We start from the raw sequence: 23,042 nt of genomic DNA, 5'->3' as shown, positions 1-23,042 counted from the left end.
AAGTATGAAACGTGTGCCGGAATTTTCCGGCACATGTGAGAGGAACGAAAGGAAATTCCATGTCTTCAGACAACGAATATGCAATTCAGGTACAGAATGTAAGTAAGATTTATAAACTATATGAGAAGCCGATTGACCGGCTGAAGGAATCCTTAAGCATCACCCACAAGAACTATCACCGGGACTTTTTTGCACTGAGTGATATTTCCTTTAACGTCAAAAAGGGCGAGACCGTCGGCATTATCGGAACGAATGGATCAGGAAAATCCACGATCTTGAAGATCATCACCGGTGTCCTGACTCCGACTTCCGGAAATGTGCGCGTCAGCGGAGTGATTTCCGCGCTCCTTGAGCTCGGAGCCGGATTCAATATGGATTACACCGGAATCGAGAACGTGTTCATGAATGGAACGATGATGGGCTTCACGAGAAAACAGATGGAGGAGAAGCTGCCGGATATTCTGGAGTTCGCGGATATCGGAGATTTTGTCTACCAGCCTGTGAAGACCTACTCGAGCGGTATGTTTGTCCGCCTCGCATTCGCGCTTGCGATCAATGTCGAACCGGAAATTCTGATCGTCGACGAGGCACTTTCGGTAGGTGATGTCTTCTTCCAGTCAAAGTGTTACCGCAGAATGGAGGAGATCCGCAAGAATGGAACGACGATTCTGATGGTTACGCATGATATGGGAAGCGTCATCAAATACTGTGACCGGGTGGTTCTTTTAAACAAAGGACATTATGTCGCAGAGGGAGCCCCGGGCAAGATGGTTGATCTCTACAAGAAGATTCTCGCAAACCAGATGGGCGCGCTTGAGGAAGAGCTTGCCGAGATGAATGATTTTTCCGGCGGAATCAGCGATGATGCGGATGGAAAGACAGGGACAGGCGAGTCTTCTGAGAAGGGAAAGAGTGCAGGTGCCCACCACAAGGTCGTGCACGAAGGATTGATGCGCGATAAGCTGACGATCAATCCGAGCAAGACCGAGTATGGAAATGGCAAAGCCGAACTCTACGACTTCGGTCTGTTTGATGAGAGAGGAAATCTCACAAACCTGCTCCTCAAAGGGGAGTATTTTGAGATTCGCGAGCGCATCCATTTCTATGATACCATCCAGGCGCCGATCTTTACCTACACGATCAAGGACAAGAAGGGTGCGGATCTGACGGGAACAAACACGATGTTTGAGGGAGCGGATATCCGTCCGGTCAAGAATGGCGATGAGTATGAGGTCTGCTTCCGCCAGAAGATGACACTTCAGGGCGGAGAGTATCTGCTCTCGATGAGCTGTACCGGATTTGAGCAGGGTGAGCACACGGTCTACCACCGTCTGTACGACATTGCGAACATCACGGTCATTTCCAATAAGAATACCGTAGGCGTCTATGACATGGAATCTGAGGTTGAGGCGGTTTTGAAGCCGTCCGGCACGCAGGAAGAAAAAGGAAACCAGTAGAATGAAAAAGATTGATGAGGAAATACAGGCACTCTTAAAAGAGCATAAGGGAAATGTCCGAGAGATTCTTGAACAGAACAGCCGCCTGGATTATCTGTATGCACTTTCCGGGCAGAGAGAACTTCTGCTTGAGTGGTATGACTTTAAGTCGGATGCCTCTCTGTTGCAGGTCGGTGCGGATTACGGTGCGATGACCGGACTGTTCCGCAGAAGTGTGGGTCAGGTGACGGTTCTCGATGAGAGCAAGAAAGCGCTTGAGACCGTGCAGATGCGCTACCCGGGTGCCCCGAATATTCGCTATGAGGAAGGCACACTCTCTGCCTATGCGCAGAAGCATAAGAAAGAGGAAAAGGAGAGCGGGAAACCGGAGCAGAAATACGATTATATCGTCTTTGCGGGAACGCTTGAGGCGCCGTATGAGGAGCAGATTCAGGCTGCAAAATCTCTGCTTGCCCCGGATGGAGTTCTGATTGTCGCAGCGGCAAACACACTCGGCATGAAGTACTTTGCAGGAAGCAGGGCGGAGGAGAATGCGCTCTCGAAGAAGCAGATTCTTGAGCTTTTAAACAGAGAGGAGCAGGGCAGACTGGGAGCAGGGCAGAATCTGGCCGGTCGGACACAGTTTTATTATCCGATGCCGGATTACCGCACACCGGTGAGCATTTATTCTGATCAGTATCTTCCGAAAAAGGGAGATCTGACCCGTGTAACCCCGGCTTATGATTATCCGCCGTATCATATGATGGATATGGGCGAAAAGTTTGATGAGGTCTGCGAGGCAGGTGTGTTTGACCTGTATGCAAACTCTTATCTTGTATTCTGGCAGGCAAATGCAAGCATGCAGGCGAGTGACCGCCGGATTTATATCAAGTACAACAAGACGCGCAGAGAGCAGTTCCAGATCAAGACCTGCATCTGTGAGCGACTGACGGAGCAGAACGCACCGGCACCGTATGAAAATCTGCAGAACACGCAGGAAGTTCAGGGAATTCAGGAACGTCCGGTAACTGCCGGAAATCCGGGCGGTCCGGGCCACACAAACAGAGTCTGGAAACGTTACGTCGAGAAGGCAGCTCTGAGTCTTGACGGGGCAGCACATATCTGGTCATTTGAGAAGAAATATCATGCTCTGATGGAGCAGCACCGCACGCTTAAAGTTGCAAAGGCTTTCTGTGAGGAAAATGGAAACTCTGCATATTTTCCGTATCTCAAAGGGCAGACCTGGGCGGAAAAACTCGGAGAGCAGATCCAGAATGGACAGGTTCCTGCAACGGCACTCAAAGAGGCGATGGCTCAGATCTACGACATTGCCCCGGAGTATCGCAGTGCATTTTCAGAGACGGACGAGTTTGACGAGGTCTTTGGAGAGGGACTGACTGACGAGGAGAAAGCGGTCCTTGCAAGCGACACGGCCTGCAAGGTTTCCAACATTGATGCCCTGTTTGAAAATATGCTTCTCACAGATCATGGTATTTTCTGTCTGGACTATGAGTGGGTCTTCCTCTTCCCGGTTCCGGAACATTTTGTGAAATACCGGATCCTGTATTATTTCTATGAGCAGTACCACAGTGTGCTCGGCCAGCTCGACCTTGACAGCGTGCTTGCGATGTTTGAGATCACACCGCAGATGGCAGAGATTTACCGCAAGATGGAGGAGAACTTCCAGAACTATGTACATGGGGAGAATCAGCAGCTCTATCTTGGCAACTACATGGTCTACTCACGCGGCATCCGCGAGATCCGTCAGACTGAGAGTGATCTTTCGCGTGCGAGAGAGCGCATCGAGCAGATGAAGATTCACAGCCGCGAGAAGGATGTGGAGATCCGCAAGATCACGGAAGTACAGCGGTTGACAAACAACCATGTGACAAACCTTGAGGCGATTATCGCGGCTCTGCGCCATGAGAACGGAGAACTTGGAAAGACGCTCAACTATCTCAACAAGCATGAGGCAATTCTGTTTAAGATCCGCCGGAAACTCGGCGACAAGTTTAACCAGAAGTATCCGAGAGGATCGGTGGAGCGCAAGCGCCTTTCTTATAAGAAGGAATATCTGATGCATCCGATCCGCTCAATGAAATTATACTCGACGCCGGAGGGTCGCAACCTGCGCGATGGAGATTTCAACATCGGGGAGATTTACCGGGAACATGGCAGACTTCACTTTGAAAAGGTGGAGAACCCGCAGGTTTCGATCGTGATTCCGGTTTACAACCAGATTCACTACACCTATGCGTGTCTGCTCTCGATTCTTGAGCACACGAAAGATGTGACTTACGAGGTTATCATCGCGGATGATGTGTCGACGGATGCGACTTCGCGACTCGGCGAGTTCGCGGAGGGTCTTGTGATCTGCCGCAACAGCACGAACCAGGGCTTCCTTAGAAACTGCAACAATGCGGCGCGCCATGCCCGCGGCAAATATGTGATGTTCCTCAACAATGACACGCAGGTGACCGAAGGATGGCTGTCCTCTCTCGTTCAGCTGATTGAGTCTGACTCGACGATCGGAATGGTGGGATCGAAGCTTGTGTATCCGGACGGACGCCTTCAGGAGGCCGGAGGAATCATCTGGAGCGATGGTTCCGGATGGAATTACGGCCGTCTCGACAATCCGGATAAGCCGGAGTACAACTACGTCAAGGATGTCGACTATATCTCCGGAGCGGCGATTCTTCTGTCTGTCGATCTGTGGAAGCAGATCGGAGGCTTTGATACGCGCTTTGCACCGGCGTACTGTGAGGATTCCGACCTCGCCTTTGAGGTACGAAAAGCCGGATACCGCGTGGTATACCAGCCGCTCTCAAAAGTCATCCACTTCGAGGGTGTTTCAAACGGAACCGATGTGCAGGGAACCGGACTCAAGCGTTATCAGGTTGCAAACTCCAAAAAGCTCAAGGAAAAGTGGGCGGAGGAGTTCAAGAAGCAGTGTGAGAACGATGGTAACCCGGATCCGTTCCGCGCGCGCGAGCGCAGCAAGGGCAAGCCGATCATCCTCGTCGTTGACCATTATGTGCCGACCTACGACAAGGATGCCGGTTCCAAGACGACATTTGAGTACCTGAAGATGTTCATCAAGAAGGGCTTTGTCGTGAAATTCCTCGGCGACAACTTCATGCATGAGGAGCCGTACACGACGACACTCGAACAGATGGGAATTGAGGTGCTCTACGGACCGGAGTATCAGGTAAAGATCTGGGACTGGCTCAGAGATCACGGCGATGATATCGCAGTTGCTTATCTGAACCGTCCGCACATCGCATCGAAGTACGTCGACTACATTCTCGACAATACGGATATCAAGGTGATTTACTATGGCCATGATCTGCATTTCCTCAGAGAGAGCAGAGAGTACCAGATCACCGGAGATCCGAAGATCAGGGAGAATGCCGAGTACTGGAAATCCGTGGAGCTGACGTTGATGAGCAAGGCGGCAGTTTCCTATTATCCGTCCTACGTCGAGAGAGATGCGATCCACGAGATCGATCCGACGATCAACGTCAAGGACATCACGGCCTATGTTTTCGATGAGTTCAAGAGTGACATTCAGGAAGACTTTGCGAAGAGAGAAGGGCTGCTGTTTGTCGGAGGCTTCGCGCATCCGCCGAATGCAGATGCGGTTCTTTGGTTTGTGAAGGAGATCTATCCGCGGATTCGTGAGAAGATGCAGACCCTCGGTCAGACACCGCCGGACTTCTATGTGGTTGGCTCGAAGGTGACGGATGAGATCAAGGCACTTGCACAGCCTGGAAACGGCGTGATCATCAAGGGCTTTGTCTCCGAGGAGGAGCTGAGCGAGCTCTATGCGACGAGCCGAATCGTTGTGGTTCCGCTCAGATACGGCGCAGGTGTGAAGGGCAAGGTTGTCGAGGCAATCTATAACGGAGCACCGATCGTCACAACATCTGTCGGAGCTGAGGGTATCCCGAATGTTGAGGATGTGCTTCTCGTCGAGGATGATCCGGAGCAGTTTGCAAAGATGACGGTTCGTCTCTATGAGAACCCGGATGAGTGCCGTGCACTCTGTGAGAAGACCCAGACGTATATCCGCCAGCATTTCAGCATGGATGCGGCATGGAAGCGGATTGAGGATGATTTTAAGAGATAAAATCTAAAAGTGAAAATGCAAGGAGCAAGAAGTAAGGGGCTCATCAGGCGGGTAAAGTCATGCAAACGCGCTCTCGCTCCGTGCTCGTCGTAGCGGTGCATAAGACCGTAAAATACACGGTCTAAGCACCGACGGCTCGCAAGGGTTTGCATGTACTTTCCCGCCATCGGAGCCATAGATGGTTTACACAGAGATATTGTGATAAAAAATTAGGGAGAACCTGCCAGGGAGAAATACGTATTCCTGGCGGGTTTTTCGTTTCTAAAAGTCTATCAAGAAAACTCTTACTTACAGATTTATGAAGTGGGTGGAATCTTTGACAAGAAAATGATATACTGTTCGGGTAGTAAATACGAGATTTCGATTTTGGAAAAGAAATTTTCCTGAAATTCCGTGAAATAGTTAGTGACTGTGAAGACATGTGACAGGCACAAAGCTGATAACAATAAGAATTTAGCAATATGGGAGAATAAAACATGCAGGCAATTTTACTCGCCGGTGGTCTTGGAACGCGTCTGCGCAGCGTGGTGAGCGATAGACCAAAGCCGATGGCACTGATACAGGATAAACCGTTTATGGAATATGTGGTTCACGAGCTTGCAAAGCACGGAATCACCGATATCATCTTTGCTGTGGGATACAAGGGTTCGATGGTGGAAGAGTATTTCGGGGATGGAAGCCGCTTTACGGCACCGGATCAGACTCCGCTGAAAATCCGGTATGCCTACGAGAAAGAGCTTCTCGGAACAGCAGGTGCGATCAAGAATGCCGGAAAACTTGTGACGGAGGACACCTTCTATGTTCTGAATGCAGATACCTTTTACCAGATCGATTACAGCAGACTTGCACAGATGCAGGCGCAGAAGGATTTAGATCTGGCTCTCGTGCTCAGGGAAGTTCCGGACATCTCCCGCTACGGAGAGGCAACCCTGAAAGAGGGAATGCTCACGGGATTTAACGAGAAGACGAGCGAGGCGCGCCCGGGAACAATCAACGGCGGAATTTATTATATGAAGAGAGAGCTTCTTGCGGAGATTCCGGAGGGGAAGGTTTCCCTTGAAAATGAGATGATTCCGAAGTGGCTTGGCGAAAAGAGAAGACTTGGCGGACTTGTGCATGACGGCTATTTCATCGACATCGGAATTCCGGAAGCATATTATCAGTTCATGGACGATGTGAAGAAAGGGGTGATCCGATGGTAATCAGGGGAAGAGCACCGCTTCGCGTGAGTTTTGGCGGAGGCGGTACCGATGTGGCACCTTTCTGTGTGGAGCAGGGCGGAGCGATTATCGGCAGCACAATCAATAAGTATGCGTACTGCTCGATTGTGCCGAGAATGGATGACCAGATCATCGTACATTCGCTTGATTTTGATATGACGGTGAAATACAACGCGAAAGAAAATTATGTCTACGACGGAAGACTCGATCTCGTCACGGCAGCCCTCAAGGCGATGGAGATCAACCAGGGTTGTGAGGTTTACTTACAGTGCGATGCACCTCCGGGATCAGGACTTGGAACCTCTTCGACCGTGATGGTTGCGCTTCTCGTTGCAATGGCGCGCTGGAAGGGAATTGAGATGGATGGCTACCGCCTCGCCGATCTCGCTTATCAGGTTGAGCGCGAGGATTTAAAGATTGCCGGCGGATATCAGGACCAGTATGCAGCAGTGTTTGGAGGATTCAATTTCATTGAGTTCCACGGACGCAACAACGTGGTTGTAAACCCGCTCAGAATCAAGAAAGATATCATTCATGAGTTGCAATATAACTTACTGTTATGTTATACCGGAAATATTCACGTTTCTGCAAACATTATCCAGGATCAGGTGAAAAACTATGAGAAGAAAGATGCGTTCGATGCGATGTGCGAGGTGAAGGCTCTTGCCTATGCGATGAAGGATGAGCTTCTGAAGGGAAATCTTCACAGTTTTGGAAAACTCCTCGATTACGGATGGGAGAGCAAGAAGCGCATGAGCAGCAAGATCACAAATCCGCAGATCGATGCCCTCTACGAGGAGGCGAAGAGGGCGGGTGCGCTCGGAGGCAAACTTCTCGGTGCCGGTGGCGGCGGTTATCTGCTGATGTACTGCCCATACAACGTCAAGCACAAGGTTGCAGAGCGTATGGAGAAAGTCGGAGGTCAGCTTGCGGACTGGAACTTTGAACTCAGAGGTGCCCAGTCATGGATTGCAAATGAGGACCGTTGGGACTACAATGAGATCAAGGTTCATCTGCCAAACGGCGACTACAAATTTGATGTGTAGTTACTGTGCGGAGGTAGGCACTTTTGGAACCGAAAGTGCCGTAAGATAACGTGGTGTAGTATTGGAGGACAGTTGAAAGACGATGGAAAAAGTGATTTTTCTTGACCGGGACGGCACTCTGAATGAGGAAGTCAATTATCTGCACAAAAAAGAGGATCTTGTGCTGCTGCCGGGAGTCGCGCAGGCACTCGGAGCTTTAAAGAGAGCGGGATACCGCCTTGTGGTCGTGACGAATCAGGCGGGAGTCGCACGGGGATACTACGGGGAGGATGAGGTGGTTCAGCTGCACGAATACATGAATGAACTGCTTGCACCGCAGGGCGCACAGATTGATCACTTTTTCTACTGTCCGCATCACCCGGAGCACGGAATCGGAGCTTACAAGAAGGTCTGCCACTGCCGGAAACCGGAGACCGGAATGTTTGAGATGGCAGAGCAGTACTATAAGATTGACAAAGAACATTCCTGGATGATCGGGGATAAGCAGATCGATGTGGAGGCCGGACGCAATTACGGGGTACATACGATTCTGGTTGGAACCGGATACGGAGCCGGGGAGAAGAAAAAAGCCGAGCAGAACCTGCAGGGGGGCGGGAGCCTTCCGTGGGATTTCTATGCGGATACTCTGCTTGGGGCGGCACAGGAGATCTTGAGGAAAGGAACAAAGTAAGAAACATGACACAGAGATTATCAGAGAAGGAAGCGGAGATCCTTGATGAGCTGACAGAGCGCTATCCGAAACTGGAGGCTGTGAAGGCAGAGATTCAGGCTGCCTATGAAATGCTGAGAGACTGCTATGAGCATGATGGAAAACTGCTGATTGCGGGAAATGGCGGAAGCTGTGCAGACTCGGAGCACATTGTCGGAGAGCTGATGAAGGGATTTGTAAAGCGCAGACCGCTTCCGGCAGAGCTTCAGGAGAAAATCTGTAAAGAGAGCCCGGAACACGGAAAGGAGCTTGCGCGCTCGCTTCAGGGCGGGCTGATGGCGATCGCACTGACCGGACATGCGGGGCTTTCGACGGCATTTGCGAATGATGTCAATGGAGACATGACGTTTGCCCAGCAGGTCTGCGGATACGGCAGAGCCGGGGATGTATTTCTGGCGATCTCCACATCGGGAAATTCCAAAAATATCGATTATGCGGTGACTGCGGCGAAGGCGAAGGGAATTTCCGTGATCGGACTGACCGGAAAAAACGGCGGAATCCTCGGAAAGCGTGCGGATGTCGCAATCATTGTCCCGGAGTCAGAAACATTTAAGATCCAGGAGCTTCATCTTCCGGTTTACCACGCACTTTGTCTGATGCTTGAGGCACATTTTTTTGAGGAGTAATGAGGATGGATCACACAGATCACAACGATAAAATCGATCACACATTTGCTGTCTGTGCCTATAAGGACTCCCCGTATTTGGAGGAATGCATCCGCTCTTTAAAGCGCCAGTCGGAGCCATCTAAGATCATTCTCTGCACTTCGACGCCGAGTGCATTTCTCAAGGAGATGGCAGAAAAGTATGACCTTCCGCTGTTTGTGAGGGAGGGCGAGAGCGATATTCAGGAGGACTGGAATTTCGCGTGTGCGAATGCCAGCACCCGTCTTGTCACAATCGCACATCAGGATGACGTCTACCACCGGGATTACGCAAAGGCGGTGAAAGCCTGCTGGGAGAAGTACCCGGACACCTCGGTCTTCACGACGGACTGTGTGATTATTCGAAACGGAAAGGCGCAGCGTCCGGGGCTGATTCACTTTGTGAAGAAAATTCTGCGCCTGCCGCTGCGTCTGCGCCCGCTTGCGGACAGAACCAGAGTCAAGAGGATGGCATTGATGTTTGGAAATCCGATTATCTGTCCGTCCTGCACGTACAATCTTGAACTTCTTCAAAGACCGCTCTTTGATTCCGCTTATAAATTTGCGCTCGACTGGGATATGATGTGGAAATTTGCCGGGCAGAGCGGCCGGTTTGTCTGCGAGGAACACCCGCTGATCGGCTACCGGATTCACGACGGGGCGACGACAAAGGCGTGCATTGAGAATCACAGGCGCTCGGAGGAGGAGACGGCGATGTACCGGAAAATCTGGCCTGAGGCCGTTGTCCGCTTTCTGATGTTTTTCTATCGCGGGGCGTACTCTGCGTATGAAAAATGAATTCCTGCGTGTCTGTTTGCCGGGCGCGTGAACAGTAACAAAAACGGTGTGCAGACAGCGATGGCATACAGACCATGGAGATGATGGCTGGGAGCACAGAAATAAGTTTTAGGAGAGTTATATTATAATGGAAAGAAAACATATACAGAGAAAGGACAAGGAGGGAGACGCTCTGAAGCACAGTTTTGTCAAGCGTCAGATTGAGTGGCGGTCAGAACTTTTGATTGTGTGTCTTCTCGCGGCGTTTGCCTTTTTTGTCAACCGGCATATGGAGATCAAGGGCCTTTATATGGATGATCTGTATCAGTGGTACAGTTACAATTCAGACTCCTTTCTTCAGGCGATCTTCACGTTCGGCGGTACGAGATGCCGGTTTCTCTATAATTTAGTGGCATGGATCGAGATGGCGGTCTTCGGGCCGCATGTCGGCTGGTATGTCCCGTTCAACATCCTGCTGAACATCGGTCTTGCATACACGCTTTACCGGATGGCGCGCAGTTTCAGCCGAAGCAGATATCTGGGCATTCTGTTTGCGCTGATCTTTCTGATGTCCCGTATGTCCTACTATCAGATTGGACAGGCGCTCGGACTGATGGAGACGATGGCACTCTGGCTGGCAATCACGATTCTTTATCTCCTCTATGAAGTCCTTCACGAGCATGATGGAAAGGGAGACCGTCGGATCTTCCTTGCGAGCGGTCTCTACTTTGCAGTCTGCTTTGTCCATGAGAGATACATGGTGCTTCTTCCGCTGTTCTTTCTCGTGCTTCTGTTTAAAAAGGAGAAGGATGTGCGCCAGTGGCTTGCACCGGCGGCCTCCTTTGCAGTTGTCCAGCTGATCCGTTTCCTTGTGATCGGCACGGTTGCTCCTGCCGGAACCGGAGGAACCGATGTGGCGGACACGATGTCGGTCAGCTCTGTGATCAAGTTTGCGCTGAGTCAGGTTGCCTACCTGTTCGGAATCAATGCGGGACCGGAGCACTTGAATGGTCAGAACTTCCGTGAGGCTCCGCTCTGGGTGATGATGATGATTGCGGTTGCGGATCTGATGCTGGCTGTCATGGTGGCTGCGCTCTTTGTGCGCCTGATTCAGAAAAAGGCAAAGCGCGTGGAGCGGATCCAGACGGCTGTCCTTTTTGTGATGTTTATCGGTGCCTGCATCGCCTGCTCGAGCGTGACAATCCGTGTGGAAATGAGATGGGTCTATGTCTCCTATGCAGCGGCACTTCTGTTTATGGCGTGGATTTACGGTGTTCTGACGGAGGGAATGGCAGAAAAGGGAATCTGGCTTCAGGCGTTCCCGTATCTGTCTGTTCTGACGGTCTATGTTGTTCTGATGCTTCCGGTTGAGAACTACTATCGCGGCCTCTATCCGAATCTGTACTACTGGGCAGATCAGGAGAGATACAATTCTCTTGCAGAGGAGACTTACGGCAATTATGGAGTTGGAATCTTCGGCAAAAATATTTTTGTTGTCGGAAAGAACTTCGAGATGGAAGATTTCACCGCAGAAAACTTCTTCCGCGTCTTCGATCCGCTCAAGAGAGAGGAGAGCACAAGAGTTGTCCATGTGAGCGATGTGCGCCAGTTCGGCCTTGTCGATGACAATATGCTCGTGATCCAGGAGGATCCGGAGCACAATCGTTTTCAGGATGTGACCCATGTGGTCAAGACGTTCAAGTGCCGTCCGATCTACGGATTCTACGATGACGGATGGATTGATGAGAAGTCGAAGGTTCAGGTCATGGCGGGAAAAACGGGAAAGATTCATCTGAGCTTTACCTATCCGCGCGATCTGACGGATGACCAGTGGCTGACAGTCTATGTCAATGACGAGCCGGTCGACTATCTGCACTTTACAGAGACTTCCGTGGAGACGGAGATTGAGGCGGAGCCATATGATGTGGTGACTCTTCGCTTTGAGACGAACTTCTTTGTCCCGAATGCGATGGAGCAGAGAGGAACGACGAAACTGGCACTGCTTTTGAAAATGACGGCAGAGTAGTAAATGAAATATAGAAATAAGCAGCCGGAAATGCATCTGTGAGGCAACAAATGCAAAACAGATAGGAAACAGATACAGATATACGGAAAGAATGAGAAAGGAATTATATTTATGAAAGTGGTAATTCTTGCGGGCGGTCTTGGAACGCGAATCAGTGAAGAGAGCCATCTGAAACCGAAGCCGATGATCGAGATCGGCGGCAGACCGATTCTCTGGCATATCATGAAATATTACTCGGAATTCGGATTCCATGATTTTGTGATCTGTCTGGGATACAAGCAGTATGTGGTCAAGGAGTTCTTTGCAGACTACTTCCTTCACACCTCGGATGTGACCTTCGATCTTGCGAACAACAAGATGGAAGTGCACAACAACTATGCGGAGCCGTGGAAGGTGACGCTTGTGGATACCGGTCTTCACACGATGACCGGAGGACGTGTAAAACGGATTCAGCCGTACATCGGGGATGAGCCGTTCATGCTGACTTACGGAGACGGCGTCTGCAATGTGGATCTTGATGCACTTGTCAAGTTCCATAAGAGTCATGGACGGATTGCGACGATCACGACGGTGAATATCGGTCAGCAGAAGGGAGTTCTCGACATCGGACCGGACAATGTGATTCATTCTTTCCGCGAGAAATCGGACTCTGACGGAGCTGTGATCAACGGTGGATTTATGGTGATGAATCCGCAGGTGTTTGACTATCTGAAAGACGATGAGACGGTGTTTGAGCAGGAGCCGATGCAGAGACTTGCAGCGGAGGGCGAGCTGATGTCGTTTTACCACGACGGATTCTGGCAGTGCATGGATACGCAGAGAGAGATGAAAAAATTAGAGGAGCTGTGGCAGTCGAAACAGGCTCCGTGGAAGATCTGGAAAGACTAAAAAAAGTCTGAAGAGGAAAGTCTGAAAGGGAAGGTTGGAAATAACAGAAAGGTGGTTGAAGATGAGCAGATACAATCTGGAAGCATGTGAAAAATTTTATAAAGGAAAAAGGATTCTCGTGACCGGTCACACCGGATTTAAGGGATCCTGGCTTTGCCGGATTCTGACACTGGCGGGAGCAAAGGTGACAGGCTTTTCTCTTCAGCCGCCGACAGAGCCTTCGATGTTTCAGATTCTCGGGCTGGCGGACACGATGGATTCCGTGATCGGGGATATCCGCGATTTCAGTGAGATGAAAAAGGTGTTTGACCGCGTCCAGCCGGAACTCGTGATTCATCTGGCAGCGCAGCCGATCGTGCGTGATTCCTACCGCGATCCGGTTTACACCTATGAGACAAATGTGATGGGAACGGTTCATCTGCTTGAGTGTGCCCGTCAGACGCCGTCGGTGAAGTCGCTCTTAAATGTGACGACAGACAAGGTCTATGAGAACCGGGAGTGGGAGTACGGATACCGCGAGTGCGATCCGCTCGACGGATATGACCCGTATTCAAACAGCAAATCCTGTTCAGAGCTGGTGACGCACAGCTACCAGAAATCGTTTTTCCAGGATGGACGGTGTGCAATCTCCACGGCCCGCGCCGGAAATGTGATCGGCGGCGGCGACTTCGCGAATGACCGGATTATCCCGGACTGCGTGCGCGCGATGGCGGCTGGAAAGACGATCGGTGTCAGAAATCCCTATTCCACACGCCCGTATCAGCATGTGCTCGAGCCGCTGTTTGCCTATCTTGAGATTCTGGAGAAACAGTATGAGGACGGAGCGTATGCGGGATATTACAATGTGGGACCGGATGAGTGCGACTGCGTGACGACCGGCGAGCTTGTGACGCTGTTCTGCGATTCCTGGGGAGATCAGGCAGACTGGGAAAATCAGCACGACGGAGGTCCTCACGAGGCGAACTTCCTGAAACTTGACTGCTCCCATATCAAGCATGTCTTCGGATGGCAGCCGAGATGGCATATCGCGGAGGCTCTTGAGAAGACCGTTGAGTGGTCGAAAGCCTACCTCGATGGGGAGGATATGCTCGCGGTCACGGATCGCCAGATTCAGGAGTTCTAGGATTGGCGTTTACAGTCATTTACAAAAAACAAATAAAAAAGAGTCGATAAGAGGATAAGAAGCATTGGAAAAAACGGTTACAGTTTGTGCAGTGCATGAATCATGAACGGTAACAGGTTGAGAAAATGAAGCGGTGAGAAAGGATGAATTGCAAGATGGATAAGAAACAGGAAGAGGCACGTCAGCAGATTCTGGATCTGGTGGCAGATTACTGTGAGAATTACCATATCAATAATAAAAAAGAATTTGAGCCGGGAGATCGGATCCCGTATGCATCGAGGGTGTATGATGCAAACGAGATGGTCAACCTTGTGGACAGTGCGCTGGAGTTCTGGCTGACTTCCGGACGCTATACCGATGAGTTTGAGGCAAAGCTCGCAAAATATCTCGGAGTCAGATACTGCTCTCTCGTCAATTCCGGTTCCTCTGCGAATCTGAATGCATTCATGGCACTGACTTCTCCGCTGCTCGGTGATCGTCAGGTAAAGCGCGGGGATGAGGTTATCACAGTCGCAGCGGGCTTCCCGACAACTGTGACGCCGATGATTCAGTACGGTGCGGTTCCTGTCTTTGTCGATGTGACGATTCCTCAGTACAACATTGATGTGACCCAGCTTGAGGAGGCTTACTCTGAGAAGACGAAGGCAGTGATGATCGCGCATACGCTGGGCAATCCGTTTGATCTCGGCGCTGTGAAATCATTCTGCGACCGCCACAATCTGTGGCTGATTGAGGACAACTGCGATGCCCTCGGAAGCCGGTATGAGATTGACGGAAAGGAGCGTTTCACCGGAACGGTCGGAGACATCGGAACTTCCAGTTTCTATCCGCCTCACCATATGACGATGGGCGAGGGCGGTGCTGTTTACACGGACAATCCGCTGTTAAACAAGATTATCCGCTCTTTCCGCGACTGGGGACGCGACTGTGTCTGCCCGTCCGGACGCGATAATCTCTGCGGTCACCGTTTTGACCGCCAGTACGGGGAGCTTCCGCTCGGATATGACCACAAATACGTTTACTCCCATTTCGGATATAATTTAAAGGCAACGGATCTTCAGGCATCGATCGGCTGTGCCCAGCTCGACAAGTTCCCGGGCTTTGTGGAGCGCCGCAGACACAATTTTGACCGCCTGAAGGCAGCACTTGCCGGAACGGAAGACAGATTGATTCTGCCGGAGCCGTGTCCGGGATCACGCCCGAGCTGGTTTGGATTCCTGATCACCTGCAAGGAGGGTGTTGATAGAAATGCACTTGTCCAGTATGTGGAGAAGAAGGGTGTTCAGACGCGCATGCTGTTTGCCGGAAATCTGATCAAGCATCCGTGCTTTGACCAGATGCGTGAGAGCGGAACCGGATACCGTGTGGTCGGCGATCTCGCTGTGACAGACCGGATTATGAGAGATACGTTCTGGATCGGTGTTTATCCGGGAATGACGGATGAGATGATCGATTATATGGCACAGACGATCAGGGAGGCACTGGACGCACAGAAATAGAGAAGGGAGTGGGGCAAAACGATATGGAATATGATCTGACGAGGGTGCATGAGACAAATCTGAAGATTCTCAAGGAGATTGACCGGATCTGCCGGAAATATAAGATCCGATATATGCTGGATGCGGGAACGCTTCTCGGGGCAGTCCGCCACAAGGGATTTATTCCGTGGGATGACGATGCGGATGTCGCATTCACGAGAAACAATTATGAGGCATTCATGAAAGTGGTCCGCCGGGAACTTCCCGACACGATGGCGCTTGTGATGCCGTGGAGCTACCGGGATGGAAAGGCATTCTTTGATTTCACAGCGCGGATTATCTACAAGAACAGCCGGACCCATGAGGACAGTGCAGAGATGGATTTCTATGGTGGAAAGCTCAATCACCTCTGGGTGGATCTGTTCACGATCGACACGCTTCCGGAAAACAAGCTGGATGCGACGGCGACGCTTCTGATGCACAAGATGATTTATGGAATGGCGATGGGTCATCGCTATCACCTTGATTTTGGCAAGTACAGTCTGTTTCACAAGCTCGCGGTGGGAGGAATGTCGACTGTCGGAAAGCTTATTCCGCTCTCTGTGCTCTTCCGCTTGCAGAGAATGGTGGCGCTCAGGGACCACAAAAAGAAGAGTTCGAAGCTCTATTACAGCAATTACCAGCCGGATTATCTCTATGTGACACTCCAGAAGGAGTGGTGTGAGGATATCGTGGATCTGGACTTCTGTGACACGAAGCTGATGGCATCCTCCCACTGGGACGAGGTGCTGACCTGGATTTACGGAGATTACATGAAACTTCCGCCGGAGGAAAAACGGGTTCCGACTCACTCTACGATTGAGATTCAGGTATTTGATGAGGAACTCTGAGACGAGGATGAAATGACATGAGAAAAGTATTGTCTGTCGTGGTGTCTGTGTACAATGAAGAACAGGCACTTCCGATGTTCTATGAGACGACAAAGCCGATCCTTCAGGGTCTTGACTGGGATTATGAGCTTGTGTTTGTCAATGACGGAAGCAGGGATCGAAGTGCGGAGATTTTACAGGGTCTCGCACAGGGGGATGAAAAGGTAAAGGTTGTGTTTTTCTCCAGAAACTTTGGCCATGAGGCGGCGATGATTGCGGGGATCGATTATGCGACCGGTGACGCGGTTGTCTGCATGGATGCGGATCTCCAGCATCCGCCGCAGTGCCTTCCGGCGATCATTAAAAAGCTGGAGGAGGGCTGTGGAGTCATCAGCATGGTGAGAACAAAGAACAGGTCGGCAGGTCTGATTAAAAACATCACTTCCGCAGGATTTTATGCCCTGATCAATGCGCTCTCCGATGTGAAATTCGAGCCGAATGCCTCGGACTTTTTTGCGGTTTCTAGGCAGGCGGCAGATGTGCTCCGGAACAATTATCGGGAAAAAGTCCGTTTCCTGCGCGGGTATGTGCAGAGCATCGGATTTCGGCAGGGAATCATTGAGTATGAGGCTCAGGACCGCGTGGCGGGTCACAGCAAGTACAGTCTCAGAAAATTGTTCGCATTTTCGATGAACACCATCATGTGTTTTTCCAATCTGCCTCTGAAACTCGGTATGTACGCAGGGGTCGGGGCAGCGCTTCTCGGAGTTGCGGTCATGATTTATACGCTGTGCACGAGACAGGGAGCACCGAGCGGATATGCGACAATTGTGATTCTGAACTGTTTCATGTTTGCGGTTCTGTTTGTGATTGTCGGGATTATCGGAGAATACATGGCTATTCTGTTTTGCGAACTCAAAGACAGACCGATCTATATTGTGGAGAATACAGCGAATCTGGAGCAGAAAAGAGATTCCTAAAAAATTTCAGACTGGCTTTTGCAAACCGTGACGGGGAGCAGGAGCCAGTCTTTTTTCGTATAATAGGAAATTGCGTCCTATCTCTTTTTTATTACTTTTCAGCGCTTTCGTTCTTAACGTTTTCTTCTTCAGACTCTTTCAGATAATCGCTTGCATCTTTGAAGAAGCTGGCGAGAATCAGCAGGATGATGATGCCGACCGGGAATGCCGCAATGATGGACACGGTCTGGAGGTTTGCCATCGAGTTCTCGGAGAACAGCAGGGCAACCGGGAGCAGAATCAGAAAGATTGCCCAGAACAGACGGACACGGCGGTCCGGTTCCTGATCGTGGTCGAGCTTCTTGTAAGTGTAGGAAGAGGCAACCATCGTGATGGAGTCAAAGGTGGTTGAGTAAAAAGTCACCATGCACAGGACGAGAAGGATGAGCACAAATTTGGATGCCGGGAGTTTGCTGAGCAGGGAGACGATCGCATGGTAGAGATTTCCGTCTGCGGCGTAGGCTGTCAGCACATCGATCTTTCCGTGCATCTGGAGTCCGAGCCCGTAGTTTCCAAGAATGATGAAGGAAGTGAAAGTACCTGCAAGACCGTAGAGATAACCGCCGAGGATCGTCTGGCGGATCGTTCTGCCCTTGCTGATTGTTCCGATGAAAAATGGAACTGCCACGCACCATACCATCCAGTATGCCCAGTAGAAGATCGTCCAGGTCTGCGGAAATGAGGAGGTTCTCATGGAATCCGTCCAGGTCGCAAGTCCGATAAAGTTCTGTGCCAGATTGCCGAGCGCGGTGATGCCGGCCTCGACAATGAAGCGGGTCTCACCGCCGAAAAAGAACACATAGGCGAGAAGACCGAAAAACAGGTAAGTACAGCAGGAAGCGGAGAGCTGAACGCCCTTCATGCCGAAAAAGACGGCGAAGGTATAGATCGCGCAGACGATGATCAGAATCAGGATTGTGAGACCGGTTGTCTGCGGGATTCCCGTCACGCGGCTGATTGCGAGGGAGAGCAGGGGGGTTGCGAGCGAGAACGTCGTTGCGGTTCCGGCGAGAAGCGCAAATACTGCGACGAGATCGATGATGCGGCCTGCCCAGCCATCGACGCGGCTGCCGAGAAGAGGACGGCAGGATTCGGAGTATTTCTGCTTTTCCCGCTTGCGGACATGGAGCATGAACCCAAAAGCGACAGAGAGAACGACGTAGAATCCCCACGGGATCGGACCCCAGTGAAAGAGCGGATACGTGGCTGCCCAGTCCTGGACTGCCCCCATCTCTGCGATGTGCGGATCGGAAGCGTAGAGCATCCACTCACAGCAGGAGTAAAACAGGATGTCGGCGGCAAGTCCGGCTGTGAACATCATTGCGCCCCACTGGAAACCGGAGTACTGTGGTTTTTTGAGATTTCCGAGGCGGATCTGTCCGAAGCGGGAAAAGGCCAGATACAGGGAGCACAAAAATACGCCGAGGCCGATCAGCAGGTAGTAGCTTCCCATCTCATCTCCGAGAAAGCCTCGGATTGAAGACAGAACCTGTGAGGAACGCTCCGGGCTGATGACAAACCAGATACACAGTGCCGCAATGCACAGAAAGGCAAATACGGTATCGAAGAGATCGAGCTGCGAAAGCAGGGATGTCTGAGAGTTCTTTTGATCCATGATGAAATGATCCTCCTTTTGGATTCTATGGGCTTTGCATTTGTTTTTGAGCCATTTTAGATTCTTTATGTTCAAAAAAATAAAAATAAAAATCTTATTGAACATAATACCACCGGGAGCATCAAATTGCAAGCAGAAAAATTCTTTCGGAATTCTAAAGATTTATTCAATTTTGTGAAGATTTTGTGGACAGGGTGTTAGAACGTGCGGATCTCTGATAAGATAGGAATAAAAGAAAAATGGATGCCGATTTGTATTGCGGCTGCACAGAAATCAGGAGAGAGTCAGAGATGGAAGAAAGACAGATGGGGCGAAGAAGAAGCAGAAAGAGAAAAAAGGGAAGACAAAAGAAGTGCTATCCCGCGATTGCGGCAGTGGTGTTTCTCACCGCCGGAGTTGTGGGGCTTGCGGGACACCACCTGATCAGCAGTGGGATGGAGGAGAAAGCATCATCACAGCAGTCTGCGCTTTTGCAGCAGTCTTCTGCACCGCGGCAGGATGAGAGCACAGGGACAGAGTCAGCAAAGACAGAGAGTACGGAGAGCACCGCAGCAAAGGAGGAGCAGAGCCAGCAGGGAGATCTGATTACCGAGGGGGAAAAGCCGGTATCGGAGCGGGATACGACACCGCTTCTGGGCGGAGCCGAGCTTCGCATGCTTCAGTCGCAGACAAAGGGGCAGATGATGTCCTTCCTGCTGAAAACAAAATCGGGCAAGCTGATCGTCGTGGATGGCGGAAGATGGGATGACGGGGATTACCTGATGGAACAGATCAAGGCGGAAGGCGGTCAAGTGAGTGCGTGGTTTCTGACGCATGCGCACACGGATCATGTGGGAGCACTGCTCAAACTCCTGACGAATGAATCTGACGGAATCGATACGGGAATCACGATCGATCATATCTACTATAATTTTGCGAGTGTGGAGTGGTATGAGAAGCATGAGTTAGGCGATCTCGGAACGGCGATGAGTATTCTTCAGCAGCTGGCGGCACTTCCGGCGGGAGTCTGCCAGACCGTAAAACGGGGGGATGAGATCTCTGTTGACGATGTCGTGGTGCAGGTGATGAATGACCGCTATGAGCCGGAAGAAGTCGGAGAGAGAGATGGAAACGATGCCTCGATGGCGTATCGGATGATTGTGAGCGGAAAATCCATCCTGTTTCTCGGAGATCTCCAGAAGAAAGGAGGAGAACATCTGCTTGAACAGGCGGGGGGCGGACTGAAATCCGACATGGTCCAGATGGCTCATCATGGTCAGAATGGGGTGAACGAGGATGTCTATGATGCGATTGATCCCTCGATTTGTCTCTGGCCGACTCCGCAGTGGCTCTGGGACAATGAGGGAGGAAGTTACACGACGCCGGAGACAAAAGAGTGGGTGAAAAAGTTGAATGTGAAAAGAAATTACTGTACAAAAGACGGGGACCAGGTGATTCGCTGATTTTTCTGATCCCCGCATCGCATCCTTTCATTTGATCGTCAAATCTTTTAGTCTTCCACATGGAGACCGCTGTGGTAGGAGTAGCTTCCGAGCTCATCGAGAAGGCGGGAGAGTTCCTGTTTGGAGATCTCCTCATTTCCGACGACAGCGGAATTGATGATTGCAAACACGGAATTGCATTTGACGAGAGACTGCCGGAACAGGTCCGGGAAAGAGGCGCGGGAAGCGAGACGGCGGTCCCACGGATTGCACCAGATCTCATGGTCGAGATTCAGACATTTGCGAGGATTGCTGACCTCATCCGTGACAAGCTTCTGAGAGGCGACCGGACTGCGGCGGAGCAGGTGCTCGACAAATGCAATCTTGTTTCGCTTGGAGCTGTTCGGATCTGCGAGCGTGCGGCATCCGAAGCGGAGCGCCAGGATGGATCGATAGACCATGGCCGGTGTCACCTGGAAGTTGTTGCTGTATGTGATCGGATAATACGCCTCGTTGATGCACTCCGAGAGAAAACGGGAGATGAACTGCATCTCCATTCCATTTAAGCAGATCGAAGCCGCCTGGTTGAACTGGGACGGCTTTTTCTTTTTGTATTTCATGAGAAGAAGTGCATCGATGTCATTTTCGAGAGCAGCGTGAAGACCGTGTGTGTGACTGCTCGGATGTTTGGCATCGTAGCCGATTCTTCCGTAGACATAGGGATGGCAGATGGAATCTCCGATGTAGTGACAGAGATATCCGCAGAAATATGCCAGACCCTCCTCGCGCTGCTGGCGGGAGCGGATGGTTCCCAAATGCTTTAAGTAACAGGAGAAAAAGTCCTGAATGTGGTGTTCGTGCATGTAGGATCCGACATTCCGATAATCGCGGTGGCGCAGAATTGGAATGTTGTAAAAGAAGATATCGGGGCCCTGAAGACCGAGCTGGTAGAGCCAGCGGTACTTGGCGATGATGTATTTCAACTGATTGTTGGGAAGGTCGTTGTAGGCCTTCATTCCTAAAATATAATGAGTGGTAAATCCAGGCATGAAAATCCCTCTTTCTCTTGAAAAAAGTCTGATAAAACAGGTTATAAAAAATCTCAGAAAACGTGTTTGATCTGCCTCTATCATATCATATTTTAAGGAGAAATACGAGCGTCGACTTGAATGAATCCATTGCCGTTTTCCTGCATATAAATCGCATAGGAAAGTATCGTGTGGGCGGGGAAAAATATGTGGGTGATACAGAGATTGCATTTGATCTTGTGGGGGCCGTGGACGCTTGTACTGTTTTTGGGCACGGGAAGCTGGTTCTTTGTGCGTTCGAAAGGTTTTCCGGTTCGCAGATTCGGATACTGGTGGAATCGCACGGTCGGGACAGTCTGGAAAACGACGGGCACATCCGAGAGCGAGGAAAACGGAGAAAAAGCGGCGATTACGGTGTTTCAGTCGGCATGCACGGCGCTTGCTGCGACGATCGGTACCGGAAATATTGTCGGCGTGGCGACCGCGCTCACGGCGGGAGGTCCCGGAGCCCTGTTCTGGATGTGGGTATGCGCTCTCATCGGGATGGCAACGGCTTATGCGGAGACAAGTCTGGGACAGAAATTTCGTTTTCGGAGAGAAGACGGAACCTGGATGTGTGGCCCGATGATCTATATGGAGAGAGGACTTGGATCCTCGTTTTTGGGGATTTTCTACGCGATATCTGCCTGTCTGGCTTCTCTTGGAATGGGGAGCATGGTGCAGGCAAATTCCATCCGGGAAACGCTGGAATACAGCTTTGGAGTTCCGCAGATATTTGGGGCGGTGCTGATTGTGGTCTGCTGCTGGTTGGTGATTGGCGGGGGGACGGGAAGGATTGCGAGAGTTTCTGAGCGGTTGATGCCGATGGCAGCTGGAATTTATCTTTTATTCTCCGTGGCGGTGATTGTGCAGTGTCTGCCGGTGCTTCCGAGTGTGATCGCCGGGATTTTCGAGGACGCGTTCTGCTTTCGGGCAGCGGGCGGAGGAATCGCCGGGGCTCTGTTTTCAAAGAGCGTGCGCTACGGGATGGCCAGAGGCGTATTTTCCAATGAGGCGGGGCTTGGGAGCCTGGCAGTGCTTCATGGGGCAGCAGAGAAGACGACGCCGGAAGAACAGGGAATGTGGGCAATGTTTGAGGTATTTTTTGACACGGTGATTGTCTGCACAATGACCGGAATTGTGATTCTCTGTGTACAGAGACAGGCCGGTGAGAGTGCGCTGCGATTCGGAGATGGGGCAGCACTTGCGGCGTGGTGCTTTGGAAGAAAACTGGGGATCGTCGGGGAATGGATGGTTTCTGTTTCGATGATGGTATTTGCATTTGCAACCATCATCGCCTGGTATTATATGGGAGAACAGAATGTGCAGTATCTGGGAATGCGGGTGAGCGGGCCGGGATGGATTTTTATCAATAAGAATCTGTACCGGATGGTTTATCTGGGAAGTGTGTGCATCGGATCACTGTGCAGGCTGGATCTCGTCTGGGCACTGGCGGATCTGTGCAATGCACTGATGGCGTATCCCAATCTTTTGTCTCTGTGGCTGTTATCGAAGTCGGTGGTTTTCCCAAGGAATCTGGGATACGAAAAAGATGAATAAATAACGAGAAAGGATC

Annotated in this window: 17 protein-coding genes; 15 read left to right on the top strand and 2 right to left on the bottom strand. The window is 51.0% G+C overall.

What is annotated here, in order from left to right:
* Window positions 1-59 precede the first annotated feature (59 nt).
* The 13 genes from ACR0QE_RS03995 (at window position 60) to ACR0QE_RS03935 (ending at window position 17,324) form a co-directional block, all read left to right on the top strand.
* The gene (locus ACR0QE_RS03995; RefSeq protein WP_432627073.1) at window positions 60-1,457 is read left to right on the top strand and encodes an ABC transporter ATP-binding protein; all 1,398 of its coding nucleotides are present in this window, start codon (window positions 60-62) and stop codon (window positions 1,455-1,457) included.
* 838 nt (window positions 1,458-2,295) lie between these two features.
* The gene (locus ACR0QE_RS03990) at window positions 2,296-5,565 is read left to right on the top strand and encodes a glycosyltransferase (protein WP_432627078.1); all 3,270 of its coding nucleotides are present in this window, start codon (window positions 2,296-2,298) and stop codon (window positions 5,563-5,565) included.
* A 476-nt stretch (window positions 5,566-6,041) separates the two neighbouring features.
* A complete protein-coding gene (locus ACR0QE_RS03985; protein WP_432627072.1) occupies window positions 6,042-6,767 on the top strand; it encodes a nucleotidyltransferase family protein in 726 nt (241 codons plus the stop codon).
* Window positions 6,761-7,831 carry a GHMP kinase gene (locus ACR0QE_RS03980; protein WP_432627071.1) on the top strand — a complete coding sequence of 357 codons (1,071 nt, stop codon included), beginning with the start codon at window positions 6,761-6,763 and terminating at the stop codon, window positions 7,829-7,831. Before ACR0QE_RS03985 ends, ACR0QE_RS03980 begins: the two co-directional genes overlap by 7 nt.
* 82 nt (window positions 7,832-7,913) lie before the next feature.
* Window positions 7,914-8,501, top strand: coding sequence for a D-glycero-beta-D-manno-heptose 1,7-bisphosphate 7-phosphatase (gene gmhB, locus ACR0QE_RS03975; RefSeq protein WP_432627070.1), 588 nt, complete (start codon window positions 7,914-7,916; stop codon window positions 8,499-8,501).
* 5 nt (window positions 8,502-8,506) lie between these two features.
* Complete coding sequence (locus ACR0QE_RS03970) at window positions 8,507-9,166, top strand: D-sedoheptulose-7-phosphate isomerase (RefSeq protein WP_432627069.1); 660 nt, start codon at window positions 8,507-8,509, stop codon at window positions 9,164-9,166.
* A 5-nt stretch (window positions 9,167-9,171) separates the two neighbouring features.
* Complete coding sequence (locus ACR0QE_RS03965) at window positions 9,172-9,981, top strand: glycosyltransferase family 2 protein (RefSeq protein ID WP_432627068.1); 810 nt, start codon at window positions 9,172-9,174, stop codon at window positions 9,979-9,981.
* 127 nt (window positions 9,982-10,108) lie between these two features.
* Complete coding sequence (locus ACR0QE_RS03960; RefSeq protein WP_432627067.1) at window positions 10,109-11,986, top strand: hypothetical protein; 1,878 nt, start codon at window positions 10,109-10,111, stop codon at window positions 11,984-11,986.
* Window positions 11,987-12,097: 111 nt separating this feature from the next.
* Window positions 12,098-12,874, top strand: coding sequence for a glucose-1-phosphate cytidylyltransferase (rfbF, locus tag ACR0QE_RS03955; RefSeq protein WP_432627066.1), 777 nt, complete (start codon window positions 12,098-12,100; stop codon window positions 12,872-12,874).
* Between the two features lie 61 nt (window positions 12,875-12,935).
* Window positions 12,936-13,997 carry a CDP-glucose 4,6-dehydratase gene (rfbG, locus tag ACR0QE_RS03950; protein WP_432627065.1) on the top strand — a complete coding sequence of 354 codons (1,062 nt, stop codon included), beginning with the start codon at window positions 12,936-12,938 and terminating at the stop codon, window positions 13,995-13,997.
* Between the two features lie 155 nt (window positions 13,998-14,152).
* Window positions 14,153-15,496, top strand: a complete 1,344-nt coding sequence (gene rfbH / locus ACR0QE_RS03945) for a lipopolysaccharide biosynthesis protein RfbH (RefSeq protein ID WP_432627064.1) — start codon at window positions 14,153-14,155, stop codon at window positions 15,494-15,496.
* Window positions 15,497-15,519: 23 nt separating this feature from the next.
* Window positions 15,520-16,365 (top strand): LicD family protein, encoded by an 846-nt coding sequence (locus ACR0QE_RS03940; protein WP_432627063.1) that lies wholly within the window; start codon window positions 15,520-15,522, stop codon window positions 16,363-16,365.
* A 17-nt stretch (window positions 16,366-16,382) separates the two neighbouring features.
* Entirely contained in the window at window positions 16,383-17,324 is a 942-nt protein-coding gene (locus ACR0QE_RS03935) for a glycosyltransferase family 2 protein (RefSeq protein WP_432627062.1), read from the top strand.
* Window positions 17,325-17,415: 91 nt separating this feature from the next.
* Here ACR0QE_RS03935 and ACR0QE_RS03930 read toward each other — a convergent pair whose 3' ends face one another.
* Window positions 17,416-18,978, bottom strand: a complete 1,563-nt coding sequence (locus ACR0QE_RS03930; RefSeq protein ID WP_432627061.1) for a BCCT family transporter — start codon at window positions 18,976-18,978, stop codon at window positions 17,416-17,418.
* Window positions 18,979-19,268: 290 nt separating this feature from the next.
* Between ACR0QE_RS03930 and ACR0QE_RS03925 the strand changes: the two genes are divergently transcribed.
* Window positions 19,269-20,420: a ComEC/Rec2 family competence protein gene (locus ACR0QE_RS03925; protein ID WP_432627060.1), complete on the top strand. Its 1,152-nt coding sequence runs from the start codon at window positions 19,269-19,271 to the stop codon at window positions 20,418-20,420.
* Between the two features lie 47 nt (window positions 20,421-20,467).
* Here the strand turns inward: ACR0QE_RS03925 and ACR0QE_RS03920 are convergent, their stop codons facing one another.
* Complete coding sequence (locus tag ACR0QE_RS03920) at window positions 20,468-21,448, bottom strand: zinc dependent phospholipase C family protein (RefSeq protein WP_432627059.1); 981 nt, start codon at window positions 21,446-21,448, stop codon at window positions 20,468-20,470.
* A 186-nt stretch (window positions 21,449-21,634) separates the two neighbouring features.
* On the opposite strand from ACR0QE_RS03920, the gene ACR0QE_RS03915 reads away from it, so the two are divergent.
* Window positions 21,635-23,026 (top strand): alanine/glycine:cation symporter family protein, encoded by a 1,392-nt coding sequence (locus ACR0QE_RS03915; protein WP_432627058.1) that lies wholly within the window; start codon window positions 21,635-21,637, stop codon window positions 23,024-23,026.
* Window positions 23,027-23,042 lie beyond the last annotated feature (16 nt).

It is taken from the genome of Brotaphodocola sp. (assembly GCF_050873065.1).
Lineage (GTDB): Bacteria > Bacillota > Clostridia > Lachnospirales > Lachnospiraceae > Brotaphodocola.
Note: the sequence above shows the minus strand (reverse complement) of the source record. Positions and strands in the feature narration are given on the sequence as shown.

Coding starts and splice junctions, on each gene's coding strand:
- ACR0QE_RS03960 (WP_432627067.1), top strand. CDS start 10,109: ATGGAAAGAAAACATATACAGAGAAAGGACAAGGAGGGAGACGCTCTG.
- ACR0QE_RS03935 (WP_432627062.1), top strand. CDS start 16,383: ATGAGAAAAGTATTGTCTGTCGTGGTGTCTGTGTACAATGAAGAACAG.
- rfbG (WP_432627065.1), top strand. CDS start 12,936: ATGAGCAGATACAATCTGGAAGCATGTGAAAAATTTTATAAAGGAAAA.
- ACR0QE_RS03940 (WP_432627063.1), top strand. CDS start 15,520: ATGGAATATGATCTGACGAGGGTGCATGAGACAAATCTGAAGATTCTC.
- ACR0QE_RS03920 (WP_432627059.1), bottom strand. CDS start 21,448: ATGCCTGGATTTACCACTCATTATATTTTAGGAATGAAGGCCTACAAC.
- ACR0QE_RS03990 (WP_432627078.1), top strand. CDS start 2,296: ATGCAGGCGAGTGACCGCCGGATTTATATCAAGTACAACAAGACGCGC.
- ACR0QE_RS03980 (WP_432627071.1), top strand. CDS start 6,761: ATGGTAATCAGGGGAAGAGCACCGCTTCGCGTGAGTTTTGGCGGAGGC.
- ACR0QE_RS03985 (WP_432627072.1), top strand. CDS start 6,042: ATGCAGGCAATTTTACTCGCCGGTGGTCTTGGAACGCGTCTGCGCAGC.
- ACR0QE_RS03970 (WP_432627069.1), top strand. CDS start 8,507: ATGACACAGAGATTATCAGAGAAGGAAGCGGAGATCCTTGATGAGCTG.
- ACR0QE_RS03915 (WP_432627058.1), top strand. CDS start 21,635: ATGTGGGTGATACAGAGATTGCATTTGATCTTGTGGGGGCCGTGGACG.
- gmhB (WP_432627070.1), top strand. CDS start 7,914: ATGGAAAAAGTGATTTTTCTTGACCGGGACGGCACTCTGAATGAGGAA.
- rfbF (WP_432627066.1), top strand. CDS start 12,098: ATGAAAGTGGTAATTCTTGCGGGCGGTCTTGGAACGCGAATCAGTGAA.
- ACR0QE_RS03925 (WP_432627060.1), top strand. CDS start 19,269: ATGGAAGAAAGACAGATGGGGCGAAGAAGAAGCAGAAAGAGAAAAAAG.
- ACR0QE_RS03965 (WP_432627068.1), top strand. CDS start 9,172: ATGGATCACACAGATCACAACGATAAAATCGATCACACATTTGCTGTC.
- ACR0QE_RS03930 (WP_432627061.1), bottom strand. CDS start 18,978: ATGGATCAAAAGAACTCTCAGACATCCCTGCTTTCGCAGCTCGATCTC.
- rfbH (WP_432627064.1), top strand. CDS start 14,153: ATGGATAAGAAACAGGAAGAGGCACGTCAGCAGATTCTGGATCTGGTG.
- ACR0QE_RS03995 (WP_432627073.1), top strand. CDS start 60: ATGTCTTCAGACAACGAATATGCAATTCAGGTACAGAATGTAAGTAAG.